This is a genomic window from Flavobacterium branchiophilum FL-15 (assembly GCF_000253275.1).
Taxonomy (GTDB): Bacteria; Bacteroidota; Bacteroidia; order Flavobacteriales; family Flavobacteriaceae; genus Flavobacterium; species Flavobacterium branchiophilum.
The window spans coordinates 1265392-1285804 of record NC_016001.1 but is presented as its reverse complement, the minus strand read 5'-3'; the positions used below and the strand labels follow the sequence as shown (position 1 = coordinate 1285804).

The following is a 20413-nucleotide window of genomic DNA, read 5'->3' as shown; positions in this document are numbered from 1 at the left end:
TTTTCAGTGCTATTCTCACGTAAAAAAACAACAAACAAACCCCTTTTTTAATAAAAAAAGTCATTATTATATTCTAATTACCTAAACTGATTTATACTAAAATATATTAAAAAATATACAAACCAAAACATAAACCCACAAGCGACGCAAAAAATAATTTATGATGAATGAAAATACAAAAATTTCGCTTAGTTTTTTATGTAAATCTTTTACTACTATTGATGAAAAAAATAATGAGTAATCAATATTTTTTTCTACAAAGGTATAATATTAATCATTATATACAAGAAATAAGATAGGTTTTAATACAAAATTTTAAATATAAAGCCACAAAAAACATAATATTATTAAAAATAAGGACTATTGTAACTGATCAAAAAACAACAATTGATGGTTGGGCAAAAGCTCGGGATGCAAAATTTTTACCAAATCAAGCAATACCAAATCGGGTCTGTTTGGTGCCATTTCATAATACAGTACACCGCCAGTTGGGCCTTTTTTGGTGCTAAACGTATAGATTTGTTTCTTTTTATAAGCGTCAAATTGGGTATAATGCAAGTTTTTTTGTGGCATATCCGCCAATGATGTGGCATCGCCTGGGCCAATCCAAAATTGGGCTTTTTGGGCTTTTTCCAACACCGCCTCAAATGATAAAGACAAGCTACCAGTACCGTGAGTATTGCCCCACAAATATGTAGCATTGGCCTCTTTTATAAACAAACTTCCCCAAGAATCGCCTTGTGGCATAAACCACTGATTTTCGATCATGGCACCACACAAAACGGTTGGTTTTGAGGCAGCGTGTGTTGCTAGTTTTTGGGTTTCTTGATAAGATTTTTCTATTTTTTGAAACCATTCATTGGCTTTTTTTTCCTGATCAAATAACAAACCATATAATTTAAGCCACTCTGCTTTCCCCAAAGGGCTTTGTTCGTTCCAGTCGCCATTTACAATTACTTTTAAGCCACTTTTTTGTAAATTTTCCAACTCTGGATTATGCTGATCTATCCCATAAGCCATAACAATATCGGGGTTCAAATCGATAATCGTTTCTATATTTAAGGCTTGATTGTTTCCCAATTCTTTTACAAAACCCGCCTCAATTCGTTGTCTTACTTTTGGCGACGAAATATACTCTAAATGCGGAAAACCAACCAAAGCATTTTCTACATCAAGCATTTCTAAAGCCGATACAAATGTGGTAGAGGTGGCCACTAATGTTTTGATAGGAACTGGTATAGCAGTAAATTCTTTTAAAGAATCGGGTACAACAGCATTGTTTTTATAAAGTATATACTTAAATTTTTCTGTGGCATGTGGCCAAGCGTCCTCTATGGTAACTACGGCAACATCTTTGTATTGGACTATAGAAAGTCCTTTGGCGTATTTAATTATAGCATTAGGATTATGAGGTTTTGATGGTTTGCTATCGGTTTTGCTTTGGCAACACAGCAATAAAAATAGACCTAAATACAACAGAACTTTTTCAATAAATAATTTCATGGACTCATTTTTATGAATTTGCAAATATAAAAGTTATTTGGCTTTAAAAATAAAAAAAAGTTATAGCTTTGCACCCGAATTGAGGTTGTTGTTATTTCTTACGAAAAAAAATAACAATATTAAAAGGGAATCAGGTGCAATGCCTGAGCTGTACCCGCAACTGTATGCTAAAAAGCTTGTTGTAATCTACAAAACCACTATCAAAAAAATGATGGGAAGGTACACAACAAGACGCAAGCCAGGAGACCTGCCCATTTCAAAACGAGTATCAAACTTTCGGGAAAAAAGGTTTGGGTATGGGTAAATTCTGTGCTTTTCTCCCATTTTTATGATTTAAAAATGTTTAAAAAAATGAACAAAAAAAAGGTTCAAATCAGTGTAATTACTGCATTGATGAGTGTTTGCGTATGGTCGCAAGAAAAAAAAATTGAAAACACCACAACGTTAGACGAAGTAGTGGTATTGGATTCAAAATTTGCCCTATCTAAAGAAAAATCGGGTAAAGTGATTACAAAAATTTCGAGTGAAGCACTTCAAAATTTTGCTGGGCAGTCTGTTGCCACGGTGCTCAATAGTGTTGCTGGTATCGAAATGAATGGCAATCAAAGTGGCAATGGCAAAAACTTGGGGTACTACATTAGAGGAGGCAAAAACAACCAAGTTTTGATCTTGATAGACGGGCAACCCGTTGTGGATGCCTCTGGAATTAGTATGGAATTTGATTTAAGATTATTAAGCACAGAGGCCGTAGAAAGTATCGAAATCATGAAAGGTGCCGCCAGTACCTTGTACGGATCGGGTGCTGCAACAGGAGTAATTCATATTACTTTGAAAAAAACAGGAAATCAAAAAATACAAGCCAATGCTTATTTAAATGGCGGTACAAACAATACCGCATGGACAAAAAAAAGCAGCCCAGAAGACATCAACGCTGGTTTTTCTGTACAAGGTAAATACCAAAAAATCAACTATTTAGCCATGATAAATAGTACGGAAACAAAAGGTATTTCGCAAATTGCCGAACCCGAAAAAGGAATAGTTTATGAAAGCGATCGGTTGTCTAAATTGAATTATTTAGGTAAAATAAACTACAAATTAAATGCCGCATTACAAGTGGATTTTTTAGGACAGTTTGACAAAGTAACTTCCTATTTTGATGGTACCTACAACCATACTAATACCAATGATACCGATAAAAACGTATCTAAATCAGAGCAAATTCGGTTTGGTATCAGTCCAAAATGGCAATATACAAAAGGTGCACTAACCTTACAAACGGGCTTTACTACAATCAAAAGGGATTATCAAACATATTATAGCTTTTTAAATGATGTATCACAAGATGCTTATGCTTCAAAAAATGTAAATGTAGATGCGTTTAATAAATATGTTTTTTCTAAAAGTTTTTTCCTGATAACAGGTACTCAATTCCAGTTCAATAATATGAACTATACCAGCTCGTATAGCAACATCATGGCCGAAAATGCTAAATTTAACATGGCCGACCCCTATTTTTCTGGGGTTTACAACAGTACTTTTGGATTAAATGTCAATGTGGGGGCCAGACTCAACCATCATAGTCAATATGGCAATCAATGGGTGTATCATATCAATCCGTCTTATACTTTCAAAAAAACACCCATCAAACTCATCAGTTCTATCTCAACCGCTTTTCTTACGCCAAGTTTGTACCAACTGTATTCTGAATATGGCAACAAAAACTTGACTCCAGAACGAAACAAAACTGTTGAAATGGGTTTTGAAACTACTTTTTTGAAAAACAAAGGGCAAGTAAATTTAGTGGGTTTTTATAGAGAACAAGAAAATTTTATAGGTTTTTATACCAACCCTGTAACTTATGAAGGAATGTATGTAAATATTGATGGCAACAACAAAGCCCGAGGCATCGAAACCGAATGGGCATATCGCTTCAACCCTCAGTGGTCTTGCCAAGCTAATTATACTTATATTCATGTAGATGAAGCCCTCAACCGATTGATTCCAAAACATAAAGTAAATGTTGCAATAGATTATCAAATTCAAAAACGTACCCATATCAATCTGAATTATCAATATGTGGACAGCAAAAACGATTTTTATTTTGATGAAAATTATCAAAAAGTGGATGCCGTTTTAGCTTCCTATCAATGGGTAAATGGTTCCATTAGATACCAATTGATAAAAGATCGTTTGGATGTATTTAGTAATATTACAAACATCTTTAATGAAAAATTTGTAGAAAATATCGGATACAATACCAGAGGCCGCAATTTTAGATTTGGTTTAATGATAAAGTTATAATGTATCATTTGTTTTTTTTAATCAATAAAAATGTTTTTTTAAAAATTTTATTATTTATATTTGCTAAAAAAATAAAAACTTTATTATAAAACTCAATTACTTGACTATGCAAACTCATTTTTTTGATACCAACCATTACTTTATCGATGAAAAAGTACAATTTTTCAAATTTGAAAACAGCTATAAAATATACAACGAACATGGCGACCAAATTGGAATAATCAAACAAAAATTAAGTTTTGGGCAAAAAATGTTACAATTAATCATCAATAAAGCCATGATGCCTTTTGAGTTAGAAATTACAGACAACCAAGGACAAATTGTAGCTTCAATTAGTAGAGGTTGGACTTTTTGGATGTCGAAAATCATGATCAAAAACCAACAAGGGAATGAAATTGGCATGATAAAACAAAAATTCAAACTTTTTAAACCAAAATTCATGATAACAGACCTTCAGGATACTTTAATTGCAGAAATTTCTGGCGATTGGAAAGCCTGGGAATTTAATATAACCGATCCAAACAATGAAAATATTGGCAGTATTTCAAAAAAATGGAACGGCATGGTGAAAGAATTATTTACATCGGCAGACAAATATAAAGTCGAAATCAACCCCAATTTGAACCATCCGGATCATAAAGTTGCTATTATTGCCAGTGCCATTACAATTGATATGGTGTTGAAAGAACGTAAATAAAAATATTTTTTTATTTTAAAAAAAAGTAATCCTAAAACTATTAAAGAAAAATCATATTTTACTACACTTAAATACCATAAAATGCGTTTTTTTTAATAATAAAAATAGCTTCTTCTTAATAAATTTAAGTTGAAGCTTTTTTTTAATCAGGAAATGAAATTTTACCCATAGAAACCGAAGGAACACCTTGCTTGTTACCAAAATTTGTTGTGCCTCCTACAAGGGTTTCATTGGCCAAAATGGCAAACAAAATCGCTTCTTTAGCATCGCCATTTATACCTAAATCATCTGTTTTTTGAAAGGCAATAGAAGGCAATAACGAGGCTAAATGCTGCATCATCAATGGATTGTGCATGCCGCCTCCAGACACATATACAGTGTATTTTTCGTTTGAATCATGCTGTTGGTTTATACAATATTCAATGGCCTCTGCAACTGTTTCGGCACTAAATCGGGTGAGGGTTGCCAACACATCTTCTGCAGCAAGCTGCTGTGTTTGGCTTTTGCTTAATGCCTCCTGAACATATTGTATATTAAATAGTTCCGGCCCTGTTGATTTTGGGAACGGACTTTCAAAAAAAGGATGGTTTTTTAAGGCCTCTAACAGCAAAATATTTACAGTTCCTTTTTGAGCCAATTGAGCATCTTGGTCAAAATCCAAGCCAGGAAAACATCGCTTAACCCAAGCATCTATAAGGGTGTTGCCTGTTCCAGTATCTGTAACAAACACTTGTTCTGGGTTTTGATTTTGGGGCAAAAAAGTAAAATTGCCAATTCCGCCAAGGTTGAGCATGATGCGGTTTTCTGTAGATGTTCCAAACAAAAAATAATCGCCATACACTGCCAGTGGTGCCCCTTCGCCTCCTGCGGCCACATGTTTTTGCCTAAAATCCGAGAGGGTAATGATACCCGTTTGAACCGCAATATGATCGCCATCGCCAATTTGCAAAGTGGCATTTGGACTATTTTCTATTTGATGTAAATGACAAGGCGAGTGCATCACGGTTTGCCCGTGCGAGGCTATTAAATCGACAGTGTTTGGGGCTCTATTCCATTTTTTTAAACAATCTAAAACCAGGTTGGCATGCCACAAGCCAATCTGCTCATTAAGTATTGCTAAATAGGGAAAATCAATTTGCTTTTTCGCAAAAACCTTCCGAATCGCTTCTTTTGTCTGCTCTGTATAAGGTAGGGTTTCAAATTCCATCAAAGTTACTTTGGTATTCTGGCCAGAACCCGTTATTTCACACAAAGCCACATCTAGTCCGTCGAGCGAAGTTCCAGACATCAGTCCAATAATCGTTCTAATCGGTTTTTGTGCTATTTCATATAACGAAAGTATATTTTTGTTCATATTGATTTACATTTATAAATACATCTATTGATAACTTAGTGTATTAAAATTAAAAAAATATTATAATTTTTGAATTATACATAATAAAATTTCCAACAATTAAAAAAGTAGCATCGCTCTATTTGGGCGTTCCCCAAAGGTCGGGCGATCCGTTTCAAACGACGTTCATTGAACTCCAAAAGAAATGAAATATTGTGAAATAATCTTTTTTGAGACAGAAAAAGCCTCAAAAAGAATTTCTACTACTATTCCAAACGCTACATGTCTTTCGGAATAACAGCGGCACTACATACAATTATTACCTTTTATCTATAAAACATCAGTATCAAAAAAAGTCCTTTGAGTTTTAATTGTATTTCCAACCATAAATGGCAATACAAATATAATGCAAAAAAATGGTATTATTAAAAAAATAATATATTTTTGTAACCACAATACATGCCAATCGATACAAAAAAAGGGGTTTTAACCCGAAAATGTGTTGTTTAAAACAATTAGGAACACCTTACAAAAAACGAATGAAAACAAAACTTATTATAATAACAACGCTGTTGTCCTATATGGCAATCGGACAAACAATACAAGTCGAACAAAACAATTCCAATCCAAATTATAATAAAATTTTAGCCGAAAAACTAGGCGCCAATCAATATGGAATGAAAGGATATTATTTTGTGATACTTAAAACGGGGCAAACTCAAATTGCAGATCAAAAATTAATTCATGATATTTTCAAAGGTCACATGACCAACATCAATAATTTAGTCAACGAAGGTAAACTCATAGTGGCTGGCCCTTTTGAAAAAAATGATAAAAATTATAGAGGTATCTTTATATTACACAATATACAATCCATTGAAGCAGCAAAAGACCTCCTACAATCCGATCCTGCAATAAAAAACGGTTTGTTAGATTATGATGTTTTGTATTGGTACGGCTCGGCTGCTTTACCAGAATACCTTCCAATTTCAGATCAAATTTGGAAAGAAAAACCTTAAAAAAATAAACATGAAAAATGTAAAAATTGAAATGAAATGGGCATTGCTCTTTAATTGTATCGTGGTGCTTTGGATGCTATTGGAAAAACTTTTGGGCTTTCATGATAAATACATAGATTATCAAATGTATGTTACAAACTTTTTTGCAATACCAGCTATTATTACAATGGTATTTGCAATAAACAACAAAAAAAAGCAATATTACAATGGAATTATGAAATACAAACAAGGTTTAAAATCCGGAGTAATATTATCAGTATTTATAGCTATTTTAACCCCAATTTCACAATGGGTAACTACTTATATAATTTCTCCATCTTATTTTCCTAATATGATCAAACGGTCTGTTGCATTGGGTTATTATCCGTCTGAAATAGATGCAAAAGCCTATTTTAATTATTATAATTATACAAGGCACCATTGGAGCTTTGGTTATGGGGATTGTTACTACTGCCATTGCAGTAATTTTTTTACATTCAAAAAAGAAAAAACAAACTAATATTTAAAATTACAAATAAAAATCTATCTCATACTGTTATTTAAAATGCGATACAAATTAAGTCAAACATTGTACTATTTTTATACATTCTATGGCTTCTTTTACATCGTGCACACGCAAAATTTTAGCCTGTTTTTGTAAGGCTATTGTATGCAAAACAGTTGTCCCATTTAAGGCTTGGGTTGGGGTAGTTTCTAGCAATTTATAGATCATTGATTTTCTGGAAATTCCAACTAAAATAGGCAAATCATGAATATTTAAAAGCGATAAATGCTGCATCAAATGGTAATTTTGTTGTAAGGTTTTGGCAAATCCAAATCCAGGGTCGATGACAATATCAGTAATACCGTGTTGTTTGGCTTTACTTATTTTTTCAGAAAAATATTCGTTTATTTCTTTAATTAAATGATTATAGTGTGTTAAATTTTGCATGTTTTGAGGTGTACCCCGTGTGTGCATCATAATATAAGGTACTTGCAAATGAGCCATCGTTTCAAACATTTTATCATCTAATGTCCCTGCGGCAATATCATTAACCATACAAGCCCCATTTTCTACTGCAAATTGTGCAACACGACTACGAAAAGTATCTATAGAAACCAATATTCCAGGAAATTCTTTAATAATATGCTTAAGGAAAGGCTTTAGTCGGTTTATTTCATCCATTTCAGAAACAAATTCGGCGTTTGGTTTGCTCGAATAAGCCCCAATATCTATAAAAGTAGCCCCTTCTTGAAGCATTTTTTCCACTTGATGCAACACTTGATTGTGGTTTGTAAAATGTCCTCCATCGTAGAAAGAATTGGGCGTGAGGTTTAAAATGCCCATAACTTTTGGGATAGTCAAATCAAGTAAGGTACCGTTACAATTCAAGGATTGTGAAGTTTGTAATGTGTTGTTTTGAAAATTCATTTTATAATATCAAAAAAATGATTAATTTTGACACAAATATACAAAATAAAAATGAAGGATACCTCAAAAGAATATGATGCTGTAATAGATATTTGTAAGTCGTTGTATATCAATAAATTGAAGGATTATGGTTGTGCATGGCGAATTTTAAGATTGCCTTCGCTAACAGATCAAATATATATTAAAGCACAAAGAATCAGGAGTTTACAAGAAAATCAATCCAGAAAAATTGACGAAGATGAAACGGGCGAATTTATAGGCATTATCAACTATGCCGTAATGGCATTGATACAATTAGAATTGGGAGTGGCCACACAACCCGATTTAGAATTGGCCACTTCGATACAACTATATGAAGCCAAAATACATTGGACAAAAAATTTGATGGAAGCCAAAAATCACGATTATGGCGAAGCTTGGCGAGACATGAGGGTGAGCTCCTTAACCGATTTGATTTTGCAAAAACTACTGAGAGTCAAACAGATAGAAGATAATTTTGGTAAAACAATCGTGTCCGAAGGCATTGATGCTAATTATCAGGACATGATAAATTATGCTGTTTTCGCTTTAATATTAATGGATTTTAACTTACAAAAATAAAAAATATGAATGCAAATAAAAATTATATTACATGGGCAATTCGTATTGTAGTTGCCTTATTGTTTTTACTTTCGGCAGTGGCCAAATTATACCCATCGCCTTATTTTGCCATTTCAACATTTGAGGTCAAACAGTTGTATAGTTTGGGATTTTCAGAACAAGTAGCCCCTTATTTTTCTAGAATCCTCATTGGAATAGAATTTGCTTTAGGTTTTTTGTTGCTTCAAAAAAATTATCTCAAAACAATTATTATACCAGCTACAATCCTTTTGCTTGTAGTTTTTGTAGGACATTTAAGCTACGTAACCTTTTTAACTGGTGGTAATTCTGGTAATTGTGGTTGTTTTGGAGAATTATTACCTATGACCCCTATCGAAGCCATCATCAAAAACATAGTAGCTATAGGATTGTTGGGATATTTGTATAAAATTTATGAAAATTTAAGTTTTTCAAAAGGCAATTTTTGGGTTTTAACTACCGTGTTACTGGGCTGTATTTTGGGACTATTCATGCTGGCTCCTATACAACCTGTTGCATCAAAATACAGCGTAAGCCCCATAGAACCTACTGAAATTGATAGTGTTAGCATAGAAGTACCAACTAAAAAAACCGTTATACTAGACAGTACAATAGCTGCAATAAAACCAACTGTAAAAGCAAAAGACAGTGTAACAAAAGTTGAAGAAAAAACACAAAACGAACCTAAAAAAGTTAAATCAGGGTTTAAATCCTATTTTTCGCACATTGATCAAGGTAAAAAAATAATGTGTTTGTTTGTACCTGGTTGCGAGCATTGTAGAGCCGCTGCAAAAGAACTTACGGCCATGAGGCTAAAAAACCCTTCGATGCCGCCTTTGTCTGTAATATTCATGAATGAAGAGGCCGATTTGATACCTGATTTTTTTAAAGAAGCGGGTGCAACCTATCCTTATAAAATTGTAGAAATCATTCCGTTTTGGAAAATTTTAGGCATGGGCAAAGACACGCCTGGCATCAAATATTTATGGAATGGCAACGATATTAAATTTTATTATGGCATTGGCGATCAAAAATTCAATGGAGAGGAGCTAACCACTATAATAAACCAATCCTACGAAGAATTAAAAAAACACAATAAAAACCTTTAATCCATTATTCTAACGTATTTATGAATAAAGAAATAGCTGTAATTATTGGAGGGCCAGGAACTGGTAAAACATCGCTAATCAACCATTTAACCCAACAAGGGCATTGTTGTTATCCTGAAATTTCCAGACAAGTAACCTTAGAAGCACAACAAAATGGCATTGCCCAACTTTTTTTAGAACAGCCTTTGCTTTTTAGCGAAATGCTATTAGAAGGTCGTAAAAAACAATACGAAAATGCCCAAAATGAGGCAGCCCATTTGGTGTTTATAGACCGTGGTTTGCCCGATGTTTTGGCTTATATGCACTACATTGGCGACAGTTATCCCAAACATTTTATAGAAGTTTGCCAAAAATATCAATATACCAAGATATTTATTTTACCCCCTTGGGAGCATATCTATGTGAGCGACAATGAAAGATACGAAAATTTTGAACAATCTCAATTAATTCACAAGCATTTGGTAGCAACATATCAAGATTATGGCTACCAATTGATAGAAGTACCCAAAGATACTGTAGCAAAAAGAACCGCATTTATTTTAAATCATTTTTAAATATTAATAAAAAAATTAAAATATTAACGTATAAAATGTAGATGACATCAATTGAAATATTACAAAAATATTGGAAGCACGATGCATTTCGTGAACCCCAAGAAGCGATTATAAATTCGGTTGTTTCAGGACAAGATACGTTAGCCATTTTACCTACAGGAGGGGGAAAATCGATTTGTTTTCAAATTCCAGCTTTATTGCAAGATGGATTGTGCCTTGTAATTTCGCCATTGATAGCTTTGATGAAAAATCAAGTGGAAAACTTACAAAAAATAGGCCTCAACGCCATCGCTTTAACAGGGGGCATTTCTGAAAATGATACCCTCATTTTGTTAGATAATTGTAGATTTGGAAATTATAAATTTTTATACATTTCGCCAGAAAAATTACAAATCGACTGGCTTTTTGACAATATTAAAACTCTCAATATCAACACAATAGCCATAGATGAAGCCCATTGTGTATCGCAATGGGGGCATGATTTTAGACCTGCTTATTTAAAAATTGCAAAACTCAAAACATTTTTTCCAAAAATTCCATTTATAGCCTTAACAGCATCGGCTACATCGAGGGTAAAATCTGATATTTTGGTTCAGTTAGGTATAGAAAAAGCTATGGTTTTTCAAAAATCTTTTGCCAGACCTACTTTGGCTTATATGACTTTTGAAATAGAGGACAAACTATTTAGAATTCAACAAATATTAAATAAAAACAAAGAATCGTCTATAATATATGTAAGAAATAGAAAATCATGCCATGATTACTTAAATAAATTAACCCAAATGGGGTTTACAGCTTGTATTTATCATGGTGGCCTGCATCCTAGTGAAAAACAAAAAAACATGTCGCTTTGGATGACAGACAAAGTGCAAGTAATGATAGCTACCAACGCCTTTGGAATGGGAATTGATAAACCAAATGTAAGAACAGTTATACATGTACAAATCCCTGATAATTTAGAAAATTATTATCAAGAAGTGGGACGAGCAGGCAGAGATGGCCAAAAATCGTATGGCATTTTGCTATTTCATCATGCTGATTTTTTACAATCAAAAGCGCAAGTAATAGACATTTTGCCCGACAAAATATTTTTGACAGAAGTTTATATAAAACTATGCAATCATTTACAAATACCTTATAGCGAAGGTTTTAATGAAAGCTATTCGTTCAATTTGAATCAGTTTTGCACCAAATATCAATTCCCAATTACAAAAACATATCAGGCAATACAATTTTTAGACAGACAAGGTATTATCACATTATCCCATGAATATTCAGAAAAAACTGCTATCCATTTTATAATTTCCTCCAAAGAAGTCATACGATACCGCAGTTTAAACCCAGAGGAAGATGCCTTGATTGTTCAAATTTTGAGGAACTATCCTGGTGTTTATGAAGGTTTAACCTATATCAACACCCATTATTTAGCACAAAAACTCCAAATCGAAGAAGCTAAATTAAAATTGATATTAACCAAATTACATCAAAAAGGAGTTATTGCATTGGCACATAAAAATAATGATGCCCAATTGATCATGAATGAAATTAGAGAAGATAAACTTACAATAAATAAAATTTCAAAACATTTAGCCACACAAAATCAACTTAAAATAGCACAATTTGAAGCTGTTTTACAATTTATAACCAACAAAACCGATTGTAAAAACAAATTGATTTTGAATTATTTTGGCGAAAACACCGAAACAAATTGTGGCATTTGTTCCAACTGTATCTCGAAACAACAAAAAGCAACACCCAATCAAAATTCAATAAATAAAATAATCAAATTACTACAAGTTCAAGAGATGGATTCGAGAGAATTAGAAATTTATAGCAAACTCAATTCGAATGATCTTATAAATGGATTGAAAGTTTTATTAGATTGTAATCAAATATCATTATTAAAAAACAACAAATACAGTATAAAATGACAGAAAAATTAAGAATCGTTTTTATGGGTACACCAAACTTTGCAGTAGGAGTTTTGGATCGTATCCTATCAGAAGGTTATGATGTGGTTGGTGTAATTACTGCTGCAGATAAACCCGCAGGGCGAGGTAAAAAAATTAAATTTTCGGAAGTTAAAGAATATGCTTTGCAAAAAAATCTTAATATTTTGCAACCAACAAATTTAAAAGACAGCATTTTTCTTGAACAATTGAAAAACCTACAAGCCAATTTACAAATAGTTGTAGCCTTTCGAATGCTGCCTGACGTTGTTTGGAAAATGCCAAAATTTGGCACTTTTAACTTGCATGCATCCTTGTTGCCGAATTATAGAGGAGCCGCACCGATAAACTGGGCCATCATCAATGGAGACACTACTACTGGAGTAACTACCTTTTTTATAGATGAAAAAATTGATACAGGAGCAATAATTAGGAGTAAAGAAATAAATATCCATTCAAACGAAAATGCTGGAAGCTTACATGATAAATTACAAACTATTGGAGCTGAAACCGTTATAGAAACTTTAAAATTAATTGAAACAGGAAATGTTCAAACTACAATTCAAACAGAACAAGAACCCTTAAAAACGGCCAACAAACTAAACAAAGAGAATTGTAAAATCAATTGGCAAGATACAGGTATCAATATTTACAATAAAATTAGAGGTTTAAGCCCTTATCCTGGAGCATGGTGTCAGTTTGAAGAAGATATCCATCAATCTGACATCAAAATTTTGGAAACCGTTTTTAACAAAACGACGCATGATTTTCGTATTGGGCAAATAATTTGTACAAAAAAAGACATAAAAGTAGCCGTCGTAGATGGATTTATACATCTGAACGTACTTCAAATGCCTGGAAAAAAACAAATGAAAGCATTTGAAATATTAAATGGGATGAAAATTAGTGATAAAGCAAAGGTTTTTTAATGAAAAAAAAGAAAAAAAGAAGTATTTGCGAATTGTTATTAACAAAATAAATAAGTTATTAACAAAATGATTAAAATTTTACAAAGATACTTGCAAAGAACTTTTAAAAAACTAAATTTGTTTTTTATATCATAAAATATTTTACCAACAATTAATAACAATTATTTATGAACAAAACAGAATTAATCGATGCAATTGCTGCAGATGCAGGAATTACTAAAGCAGCTGCTAAATTAGCATTGGAGTCGTTTCTAGGAAATGTAGGAAAAACTCTTAAAAATGGAGATAAAGTCTCTTTAGTAGGATTCGGATCTTGGTCGGTTACAAAAAGAGAAGCTAGAGAAGGTAGAAATCCACAATCAGGTGCTACGATTCAAATTGCAGCTAAAAATGTAGTGAAGTTTAAGGCTGGTGCAGAATTAGAAAATGCAGTAAACTAAATTTGTAATAAAAACATCAAAAAAACCTTTCACAAAATGAAAGGTTTTTTTTTGACAACTAGTAATATGGGTTTAAAACACTTCAAAAAAGGTTGTTTATTAATAGCCGAGCCTTCGCTTATTGGCGACAATATTTTCAATCGAGCCATTATCCTTTTGGCCGAAAACAATGCCAATGGTGCTTTGGGATTTATTTTAAATAAACCATTAGACTTAACTGTTCAAGATTTTATTCCTCAAATAGATTCATCATTTAAAATTTATAATGGTGGACCTGTCGAACAAGATAATTTGTATTTTATACATACAAAACCTGAATTAATTCCAGATAGTCAAGAAATTTCAGACGGTATTTATTGGGGCGGGCAATTTGAATTGGTCATTAACTTAATCAATCAAAAATTAATTCAAAAAGACGACATCAGATTTTTTTTAGGTTACACGGGATGGAGCAAAAATCAACTGGAGGATGAAATTAAAGAAAAATCATGGTTGATTGCAAACAATTCAAATCAAAAAAATATTTTAAGCATCAAAAGTAAAAACATGTGGAAACAAAAAATAACTGAAATTGGAGGTAATTATTTGATATGGAGCAATTTACCAGAAGATCCTTTGCTAAATTAAATAAAAAAACCGTTAATTATTGCTAACTAACGGTTTGTTTTCGTGACCTCGACTGGATTCAAACCAGTAACCTTCTGAGCCGTAATCAGATGCGCTATTCAGTTGCGCCACGAGGCCTTATTGCGGGTGCAAAGTTAATCGATTTTTTTGATTAAACAAGCATTTTAATTCCTTTTTTAAATAAAATATTCGCAACAAATATAACCAGCTGTTTTTCAATAATTTACTTATTTCAAACTATTTTTTGTAACATAAAATCGCCATCCTAAAATCAAAAGTTGCCATTTTTGAGCTTTTGCAAGATCTAATTTTTGTTTTGTAAAACTAGGTAAAAGTATTTTGTTTATTTTTGCTAAAATTTGAAACATATTTTTTTTTTCAAAAATACAATTTTAATGTATTCCGTTCAAATAAAGTTTTAAAACCGTTTCTTATATAGTAAAAACAATAATCAAATTACAAAAAATACATATTTTGACATCTAAAATCAATACAAATGAATAAAATTTTAGTTCTTTTCTTATTTAGTGTAGCCCAAATGGTTTTTGCACAAAATCAAATTGAAATAGCTCAAAAGGCACAAACAGCTTTAAATCTCATCTATAAAAACCCAACAACTAGTCCGCTTCAAAAAGCAGATTTGAAAACCTTCAATCATTTGGACTTTTATCCAATAAGCGACAAATATATTGTAGAAGCCCGTTTTGTAAGAGCCCAAAAAGACAGCATTTTTGAAATGAAAACATCAGGCAGTCGTTTACCAAAATATACAATATATGGTAGTTTGTATTTTGAAATCGAAGGAAAATCATTCAAATTAAACGTATATCAAAACAAAGATGCCAACAGAAAAGCCGAATATAGCAATTATTTGTTTTTGCCATTTTCAGACAGTACATGTGGACAAACAAGTTATATTGGCGGGCGATACATGGATTTGCAACTCCCTCTAAAAGAAACAGTTATCCTTAATTTCAATACAGCTTACAACCCATATTGTGCCTACAACCACCAATATTCTTGCCCCATAATTCCGCTCGAAAACGATTTGCCTATTGCTATATTGGCAGGTGTTAAAAAATACCACGATTAATGCAATTAATCAACATCCATACACATTATCATAACAATGAAGCAGAGGTAATAGCTGTTGTCAATCAGTATCCTATGTCGTTTGACTTAACAATTTCTAATTTTACATTAGGAATTCATCCATGGTATATTATAAAAGACCATTTAGAGCAAGAATTAACAGTATTAGAAAAAAATATTAACCATAAAAATTGTATTGCAATTGGAGAATGTGGACTAGATAAAAAAACAAACATTCCGTTTGATTTGCAGCAAATGGTGTTTGAAAAACAAATTTTATTAGCAAAAAAATATCATAAACCCTTAATTTTGCATTGTGTAAAATCGTTTGATGAAATTATAAGATATAAAAAATTATTACAAATAGAGGTTCCAATGATTGTGCATGGGTTTTCAAAAAACAAAACAGTGGCTCAAACTTTGATAAAACATGGATTTTATTTGTCGTTTGGACATCATTTGTTAGTAAAAAAAGATTTAGAAAATGTACTACAAAATATAGCTTTAGAAAAAATATTTTTTGAAACAGATGATCAAAAAATTTCAATTGAAAGTATTTATGACAAAGCAGCCACTGTGTTAGGCATCAAAAATACCGATTTAAAAGAACAAATATATACTAATTTTAATACAATAATTAATACTTAAATTTTAATAAAAATGAAAGTTTGGCAAGAAAGAGCAGCTTTATTATTTAAAGAAGAAGGTTTACAAAATTTAAAAAAAGCACATGTTTTAGTAGTAGGACTTGGTGGTGTAGGGTCGTTTGCTGCAGAGTTTTTAGCACGAGCGGGTGTTGGCAACATGACCATTGTTGATGGTGACGTGGTAGATATTACCAATATCAACAGACAATTGCCTGCATTACATTCTACCGTTGGAATACCAAAAATAGAAGTAGTGGGCAGCAGACTTTTAGACATTAATCCTGATTTAAACCTTATAAAAATACAAGAATTTCTTTCGCCAGAAAAAGCATTTGACATTATTTCTGCTGAATATGATTATGTATTAGATTGTATAGACAGTATAACTCCAAAACTCAATTTGATTATTGCCGCCAAACGAAAAAAAGTTAAAATCATATCGAGTATGGGAGCTGGTGGCAAAATGGAGGCCGCAAAAGTAAAAGTGGCCGATATTAGCAAAACCCAAAATTGCTATTTAGCAAAAGCCATCAAAAAAAGGCTAAGAGGTGTAAGGATAGACAAAGGAGTAAAAGTTGTTTTTTCTTCTGAAATTCAGGACGAATCTAGTCTTAAAATTACAGATGGTACAAATTATAAAAAATCTTTTTATGGAACAAACAGTTATATGCCAGGCCTTTTTGGCTTGTATGCTGCCGAAACCGTGATAAGGTATTTGGTTCAAAAAGAAGATTCAAATATATAGCTGCTTTACCTAAATTTATTCTATTTTTGCATTAAATTCAAAACAAAATGAAAAACCTTTCTTGGTTCAACAAAATCATGTTTTTTTTAAATATAGTGCTTACTATACTTACATTTCTTGCTTATGTTTTACCTTTTTTGGCACCAAAATTATTTCCATTATTATCTGTACTTACATTAATATTGCCTTTTTTTCTGATTATTAATGCTATTTATTTTTTATATTGGTTCATTCAATTCAAAAATCAAATGATCCTTTCGGGTTTGGTGCTTTTGTTAGGCATTACATTTATCAACAAATTTTATAAAATTTCAGGTTTAGACCTTCCAAAATCTGACAATGATTTTAAAGTTATGAGTTATAATGTACGTCTTTTTAATTTATTCAAGTGGAAAAACGACGATAACATACCTCAAAATATACGTAATTTTATTAATGATCAAAATGCCGATATTGTTTGTATTCAGGAATATTCTGCGGCGTCAAAAGTCAATTTAAGAGTGTATAAATACAATTATATTTTGATGCTTGGCAAAAACATTAAAACGGCACAAGCTATTTTTTCTAAATATCCCATTGTTGAAAGTGGTAATATTGAGTTTCCAAATTCTGATAATAATGCCGTATTTGCCGACATCAAAAAAGGAAAAGATACTATTAGGGTATATAATATTCATTTAGAATCTATCAAAATAACGCCTGATGTAAATGAATTAAACGAAGGGAAACATCAAATAAGCGAAAAAAAATCTTTACAAATTTTCAACAGAATAAGCAATGCCTTTAAGGAACAACAACGGCAAGCAGAGTTGATTATGAACCATAAAAAAAACTGCCCCTACCCTATTTTGATTTGTGGCGACATGAATAACAGTCCGTATTCGTATGTGTATAGAGGCATTAGAGGCGATATGAATGATGCGTTTGAAGAAGCAGGAACCCATTTTGGAGAAACTTATCATTTCAAATACTACCCTGTTCGAATTGATTATATTTTTGTTGATAAAAGAATTAAAATTAAAAATTTCAACCATTTTTCCGACTTTAAAAATTCCGATCATTACCCTATCATGGCACGATTGGAAATGAAATAAATAATTTACGTGAATTTAATATTTTATCTTAAAAATATTTATTTTTGCCGCTTCAAATAATCTAATGCCAATCTGCCTTCGTTAAAAAGTAAGTCTAGGATGCTTAAATTATTTAAAAAACCGTGTTTGTCTCCAAAAACTTGTGTATAAGGTTCAAATGTTGAAGTGTCTTTTTTGCCATTGGCCAAATAACGGAAATCAGCTACATGGGGTACTTCATGAAAATATTCGATGGTTGTTTCAAATTGAAAAGGTAAACCCAAACATTTTGATACTATTTGCATGGCCTCTAGGTTTAAATCCATCAAAAACACAGGTTTTTTTGTAAATATTGGCATCAAAGCATCCTCAAAATATTCAAAAAAAGGCGAGGTTCTGTAAGCCGCTTCCAAGGATTTGAAATGTTGTTTTTGCCAATCAAAAGCCCATTCAATCCTTACGTCTTTGGTTTTTTGATGGCGACTTTCTATAGCATGTTTTACAGGAATATTCAACAATTGCAATCCATTTGGACTATAAATATAAGTCCTATTTCTATTGGTTTGTTTTTGAAAATGATCCTCTGTTTCTAGGATTATGGCGTCATTTTGAGCCATAGTCACATAATGACTTATTGAAGGAAAATAAGTTGGATATAGTAAAATTTTATTCATTACTTTCATATATTTAACAAAAAAATGTTTAAAAGTGAAAGTTTTTAACCTATTCTTTTAAACATTTTTATGTGCATTACATTTTTTTAGGATTAAGAAATTATTCTTTGTCAGCTTTTCTTTTTTTCCAAAAATAGTCACCAACAAAATAAATGGCCAATAATACAAGAAAATACTTAAAATAAGATTGTGGTTGCCCCGTACCACTTACTGTTGTAAACATACGCTCCCATCGAATTTTATGCAACCCTTTTTGGTTTGGATCCAAACTCAACCAAATAAACACAGGTTTTCCAACAACATGGTCTTCGGGAACATAGCCCCAAAACCTACTGTCTTCAGAGTTGTGGCGGTTGTCTCCCATCATCCAAAAATAATCTTGTTTGAAAGTATATTTTGTAGCAATTTGTCCATTAATTCTAATTTCGTTGCCGTTTACTTTTAAATCATTACCTTCATAAACACCAATTATTCGCTTATAAAACGGTAATGTAGCGCTATTTAATGCTACTGTTGCACCTTTTTTCGGTATGTATATTGGCCCATAATTATCTACATTCCATTGGTGTATTTGAGGGAAAACTTCTGGTTTTTCTACATCTTTTGCTATAATTCTTGTTACCGATATAATTCCAGGCAAATTTTTCAATCGTGCAGCAGCAGCGGAAGTCATGGCCTTTATATAAATGGTGTCGTGATTTTCAGTCGTAAATCCTGCACCATCTGTAATATCCAATTCTTGAAAAACAGACTCAAATTCCAATGGTATATTTTTGTCCCTCGCCACCAAGTAAGAAAATTGTGGTTTGGCTCGTTCTGGCAAAATCAATTCTTTGTTGTTGATATATATAACACCGTTTTTGATTGACAAACTGTCGCCAGGCAGCCCCACACAACGTTTTACATAATTGGATTTTTTGTCTATGGGTTTCATGACTCCTTTTTTGCCCGATTGGTCAAAAAATTTGTAAACAGTATCTACTGGCCAATTAAAGACTACAATGTCGCAATGTTCAATTTTTTGAAAACCTGGCAACCTAAAATAAGGATATTGCGGAGTGTTCAAATACGATTTTACATTAACAATCGGAAGGGTATCGTGCAACATAGGAGCCGCCACAGCAGTCATTTGAGGTCTGGCACCGTAGTTTAATTTACTTACAAACAAAAAATCCCCTACAAGCAATGATTTTTCTAAAGAAGAAGTAGGAATTTGAAACGGTTGCAAAACATAAGTATGCACCACGGTAGCAACAATTAATGCAAAAACCAACGAACTCACTGTATCTGCAACCATGTTGGTTGGCTTTAAACTTCGGTCTGCAATATAGGTTAGTTGTTGCGTATAATTGATGTAATACAAATAAAAGCCGAACGTTACAATGGCTAACCAAGTATCTTTGGTGCTGTTTTTCCCAAAACTTCTAATAGTTTCAACCCAAAGAACGGGAAACATCATCAAATTTACAACCGGTACAAACAACAACAAGGTGTACCAAGTAGGTCTATTGATTATTTTCATCAACACGATGGCATTATACACTGGAATGGCAGCTTCCCAAGCTTTTCTACCTGCAGCCACATACATTTTCCAAGTTCCAAAAAAATGGATTACTTGTATTATTATAAAAAAAACGAACCATTGAAACATTGTCATATTACAGTATTTTTAAATTGATAAATGAAATTTTT

At 32.2% G+C, this 20413-nt stretch carries 20 protein-coding genes, 1 tRNA gene and 1 riboswitch; of the genes, 15 read left to right on the top strand and 6 right to left on the bottom strand.

The features are described 5' to 3' along the window. Positions 1-360 precede the first annotated feature (360 nt). The gene (locus FBFL15_RS05555; RefSeq protein ID WP_014083659.1) at positions 361-1503 is read right to left on the bottom strand and encodes an ABC transporter substrate-binding protein; all 1143 of its coding nucleotides are present in this window, start codon (positions 1501-1503) and stop codon (positions 361-363) included. A 64-nt stretch (positions 1504-1567) separates the two neighbouring features. Further along, a riboswitch (cobalamin riboswitch) is annotated at positions 1568-1772 on the top strand. Between the two features lie 82 nt (positions 1773-1854). Here FBFL15_RS05555 and FBFL15_RS05545 point away from each other — a divergent pair. Continuing rightward, positions 1855-3804, top strand: coding sequence for a TonB-dependent receptor plug domain-containing protein (locus FBFL15_RS05545; RefSeq protein WP_014083658.1), 1950 nt, complete (start codon positions 1855-1857; stop codon positions 3802-3804). Positions 3805-3910: 106 nt separating this feature from the next. After that, positions 3911-4501, top strand: coding sequence for an LURP-one-related/scramblase family protein (locus FBFL15_RS05540; protein WP_014083657.1), 591 nt, complete (start codon positions 3911-3913; stop codon positions 4499-4501). A gap of 142 nt (positions 4502-4643) precedes the next feature. On the opposite strand, the gene FBFL15_RS05535 is transcribed toward FBFL15_RS05540, so the two are convergent. Next, positions 4644-5855 (bottom strand): anhydro-N-acetylmuramic acid kinase, encoded by a 1212-nt coding sequence (locus tag FBFL15_RS05535; RefSeq protein ID WP_014083656.1) that lies wholly within the window; start codon positions 5853-5855, stop codon positions 4644-4646. Between the two features lie 518 nt (positions 5856-6373). Between FBFL15_RS05535 and FBFL15_RS05530 the strand changes: the two genes are divergently transcribed. Together FBFL15_RS05530 and FBFL15_RS05525 are read left to right on the top strand one after the other, a co-directional pair. Then, positions 6374-6853, top strand: coding sequence for a YciI family protein (locus FBFL15_RS05530; RefSeq protein ID WP_014083655.1), 480 nt, complete (start codon positions 6374-6376; stop codon positions 6851-6853). Between the two features lie 10 nt (positions 6854-6863). Then, positions 6864-7352 (top strand): DUF4199 domain-containing protein, encoded by a 489-nt coding sequence (locus tag FBFL15_RS05525; RefSeq protein ID WP_014083654.1) that lies wholly within the window; start codon positions 6864-6866, stop codon positions 7350-7352. Between the two features lie 57 nt (positions 7353-7409). Here the strand turns inward: FBFL15_RS05525 and folP are convergent, their stop codons facing one another. After that, the gene (gene folP / locus FBFL15_RS05520) at positions 7410-8264 is read right to left on the bottom strand and encodes a dihydropteroate synthase (protein ID WP_014083653.1); all 855 of its coding nucleotides are present in this window, start codon (positions 8262-8264) and stop codon (positions 7410-7412) included. Positions 8265-8315: 51 nt separating this feature from the next. On the opposite strand from folP, the gene FBFL15_RS05515 reads away from it, so the two are divergent. The 7 genes from FBFL15_RS05515 (at position 8316) to FBFL15_RS05485 (ending at position 14490) form a co-directional block, all read left to right on the top strand. Next, positions 8316-8864 carry a DUF1599 domain-containing protein gene (locus FBFL15_RS05515; protein ID WP_014083652.1) on the top strand — a complete coding sequence of 183 codons (549 nt, stop codon included), beginning with the start codon at positions 8316-8318 and terminating at the stop codon, positions 8862-8864. 5 nt (positions 8865-8869) lie between these two features. Beyond that, positions 8870-9991 (top strand): MauE/DoxX family redox-associated membrane protein, encoded by a 1122-nt coding sequence (locus FBFL15_RS05510; RefSeq protein ID WP_014083651.1) that lies wholly within the window; start codon positions 8870-8872, stop codon positions 9989-9991. Between the two features lie 20 nt (positions 9992-10011). Beyond that, complete coding sequence (locus FBFL15_RS05505) at positions 10012-10545, top strand: AAA family ATPase (protein WP_014083650.1); 534 nt, start codon at positions 10012-10014, stop codon at positions 10543-10545. Between the two features lie 41 nt (positions 10546-10586). Then, entirely contained in the window at positions 10587-12476 is a 1890-nt protein-coding gene (locus FBFL15_RS05500) for a RecQ family ATP-dependent DNA helicase (RefSeq protein ID WP_014083649.1), read from the top strand. Further along, entirely contained in the window at positions 12473-13423 is a 951-nt protein-coding gene (gene fmt, locus FBFL15_RS05495) for a methionyl-tRNA formyltransferase (RefSeq protein ID WP_014083648.1), read from the top strand. The genes FBFL15_RS05500 and fmt overlap by 4 nt, the downstream gene beginning before the upstream one ends. A gap of 167 nt (positions 13424-13590) precedes the next feature. After that, positions 13591-13863 (top strand): HU family DNA-binding protein, encoded by a 273-nt coding sequence (locus FBFL15_RS05490; RefSeq protein ID WP_014083647.1) that lies wholly within the window; start codon positions 13591-13593, stop codon positions 13861-13863. A 36-nt stretch (positions 13864-13899) separates the two neighbouring features. Next, entirely contained in the window at positions 13900-14490 is a 591-nt protein-coding gene (locus FBFL15_RS05485) for a YqgE/AlgH family protein (RefSeq protein ID WP_014083646.1), read from the top strand. A 43-nt stretch (positions 14491-14533) separates the two neighbouring features. Here FBFL15_RS05485 and FBFL15_RS05480 read toward each other — a convergent pair. Next, positions 14534-14607, bottom strand: a tRNA-Arg gene (locus FBFL15_RS05480). A 379-nt stretch (positions 14608-14986) separates the two neighbouring features. Between FBFL15_RS05480 and FBFL15_RS05470 the strand changes: the two genes are divergently transcribed. Genes FBFL15_RS05470 through FBFL15_RS05455 form a run of 4 tightly spaced genes read left to right on the top strand, consistent with a single transcriptional unit; the run spans position 14987 to position 18068 of the window. Then, positions 14987-15583 carry a DUF1684 domain-containing protein gene (locus FBFL15_RS05470; protein ID WP_014083645.1) on the top strand — a complete coding sequence of 199 codons (597 nt, stop codon included), beginning with the start codon at positions 14987-14989 and terminating at the stop codon, positions 15581-15583. Then, positions 15583-16230 carry a TatD family hydrolase gene (locus FBFL15_RS05465; RefSeq protein WP_014083644.1) on the top strand — a complete coding sequence of 216 codons (648 nt, stop codon included), beginning with the start codon at positions 15583-15585 and terminating at the stop codon, positions 16228-16230. Before FBFL15_RS05470 ends, FBFL15_RS05465 begins: the two co-directional genes overlap by 1 nt. A gap of 12 nt (positions 16231-16242) precedes the next feature. After that, positions 16243-16974, top strand: a complete 732-nt coding sequence (locus FBFL15_RS05460) for a tRNA threonylcarbamoyladenosine dehydratase (RefSeq protein WP_014083643.1) — start codon at positions 16243-16245, stop codon at positions 16972-16974. A gap of 47 nt (positions 16975-17021) precedes the next feature. Then, positions 17022-18068: an endonuclease/exonuclease/phosphatase family protein gene (locus FBFL15_RS05455; protein WP_014083642.1), complete on the top strand. Its 1047-nt coding sequence runs from the start codon at positions 17022-17024 to the stop codon at positions 18066-18068. A 38-nt stretch (positions 18069-18106) separates the two neighbouring features. On the opposite strand, the gene FBFL15_RS05450 is transcribed toward FBFL15_RS05455, so the two are convergent. Next, entirely contained in the window at positions 18107-18721 is a 615-nt protein-coding gene (locus FBFL15_RS05450) for a WbqC family protein (RefSeq protein ID WP_014083641.1), read from the bottom strand. 100 nt (positions 18722-18821) lie between these two features. Continuing rightward, positions 18822-20378: a signal peptidase I gene (lepB, locus tag FBFL15_RS05445; RefSeq protein WP_014083640.1), complete on the bottom strand. Its 1557-nt coding sequence runs from the start codon at positions 20376-20378 to the stop codon at positions 18822-18824. Between the last annotated feature and the right edge of the window lie 35 nt (positions 20379-20413).

Bases quoted from the DNA above. Each gene is read 5' to 3' on its own strand.
- FBFL15_RS05555 (WP_014083659.1), bottom strand. From the start codon at position 1,503: ATGAAATTATTTATTGAAAAAGTTCTGTTGTATTTAGGTCTATTTTTA.
- FBFL15_RS05545 (WP_014083658.1), top strand. From the start codon at position 1,855: ATGAACAAAAAAAAGGTTCAAATCAGTGTAATTACTGCATTGATGAGT.
- FBFL15_RS05540 (WP_014083657.1), top strand. From the start codon at position 3,911: ATGCAAACTCATTTTTTTGATACCAACCATTACTTTATCGATGAAAAA.
- FBFL15_RS05535 (WP_014083656.1), bottom strand. From the start codon at position 5,855: ATGAACAAAAATATACTTTCGTTATATGAAATAGCACAAAAACCGATT.
- FBFL15_RS05530 (WP_014083655.1), top strand. From the start codon at position 6,374: ATGAAAACAAAACTTATTATAATAACAACGCTGTTGTCCTATATGGCA.
- FBFL15_RS05525 (WP_014083654.1), top strand. From the start codon at position 6,864: ATGAAAAATGTAAAAATTGAAATGAAATGGGCATTGCTCTTTAATTGT.
- folP (WP_014083653.1), bottom strand. From the start codon at position 8,264: ATGAATTTTCAAAACAACACATTACAAACTTCACAATCCTTGAATTGT.
- FBFL15_RS05515 (WP_014083652.1), top strand. From the start codon at position 8,316: ATGAAGGATACCTCAAAAGAATATGATGCTGTAATAGATATTTGTAAG.
- FBFL15_RS05510 (WP_014083651.1), top strand. From the start codon at position 8,870: ATGAATGCAAATAAAAATTATATTACATGGGCAATTCGTATTGTAGTT.
- FBFL15_RS05505 (WP_014083650.1), top strand. From the start codon at position 10,012: ATGAATAAAGAAATAGCTGTAATTATTGGAGGGCCAGGAACTGGTAAA.
- FBFL15_RS05500 (WP_014083649.1), top strand. From the start codon at position 10,587: ATGACATCAATTGAAATATTACAAAAATATTGGAAGCACGATGCATTT.
- fmt (WP_014083648.1), top strand. From the start codon at position 12,473: ATGACAGAAAAATTAAGAATCGTTTTTATGGGTACACCAAACTTTGCA.
- FBFL15_RS05490 (WP_014083647.1), top strand. From the start codon at position 13,591: ATGAACAAAACAGAATTAATCGATGCAATTGCTGCAGATGCAGGAATT.
- FBFL15_RS05485 (WP_014083646.1), top strand. From the start codon at position 13,900: ATGAAAGGTTTTTTTTTGACAACTAGTAATATGGGTTTAAAACACTTC.
- FBFL15_RS05470 (WP_014083645.1), top strand. From the start codon at position 14,987: ATGAATAAAATTTTAGTTCTTTTCTTATTTAGTGTAGCCCAAATGGTT.
- FBFL15_RS05465 (WP_014083644.1), top strand. From the start codon at position 15,583: ATGCAATTAATCAACATCCATACACATTATCATAACAATGAAGCAGAG.
- FBFL15_RS05460 (WP_014083643.1), top strand. From the start codon at position 16,243: ATGAAAGTTTGGCAAGAAAGAGCAGCTTTATTATTTAAAGAAGAAGGT.
- FBFL15_RS05455 (WP_014083642.1), top strand. From the start codon at position 17,022: ATGAAAAACCTTTCTTGGTTCAACAAAATCATGTTTTTTTTAAATATA.
- FBFL15_RS05450 (WP_014083641.1), bottom strand. From the start codon at position 18,721: ATGAATAAAATTTTACTATATCCAACTTATTTTCCTTCAATAAGTCAT.
- lepB (WP_014083640.1), bottom strand. From the start codon at position 20,378: ATGACAATGTTTCAATGGTTCGTTTTTTTTATAATAATACAAGTAATC.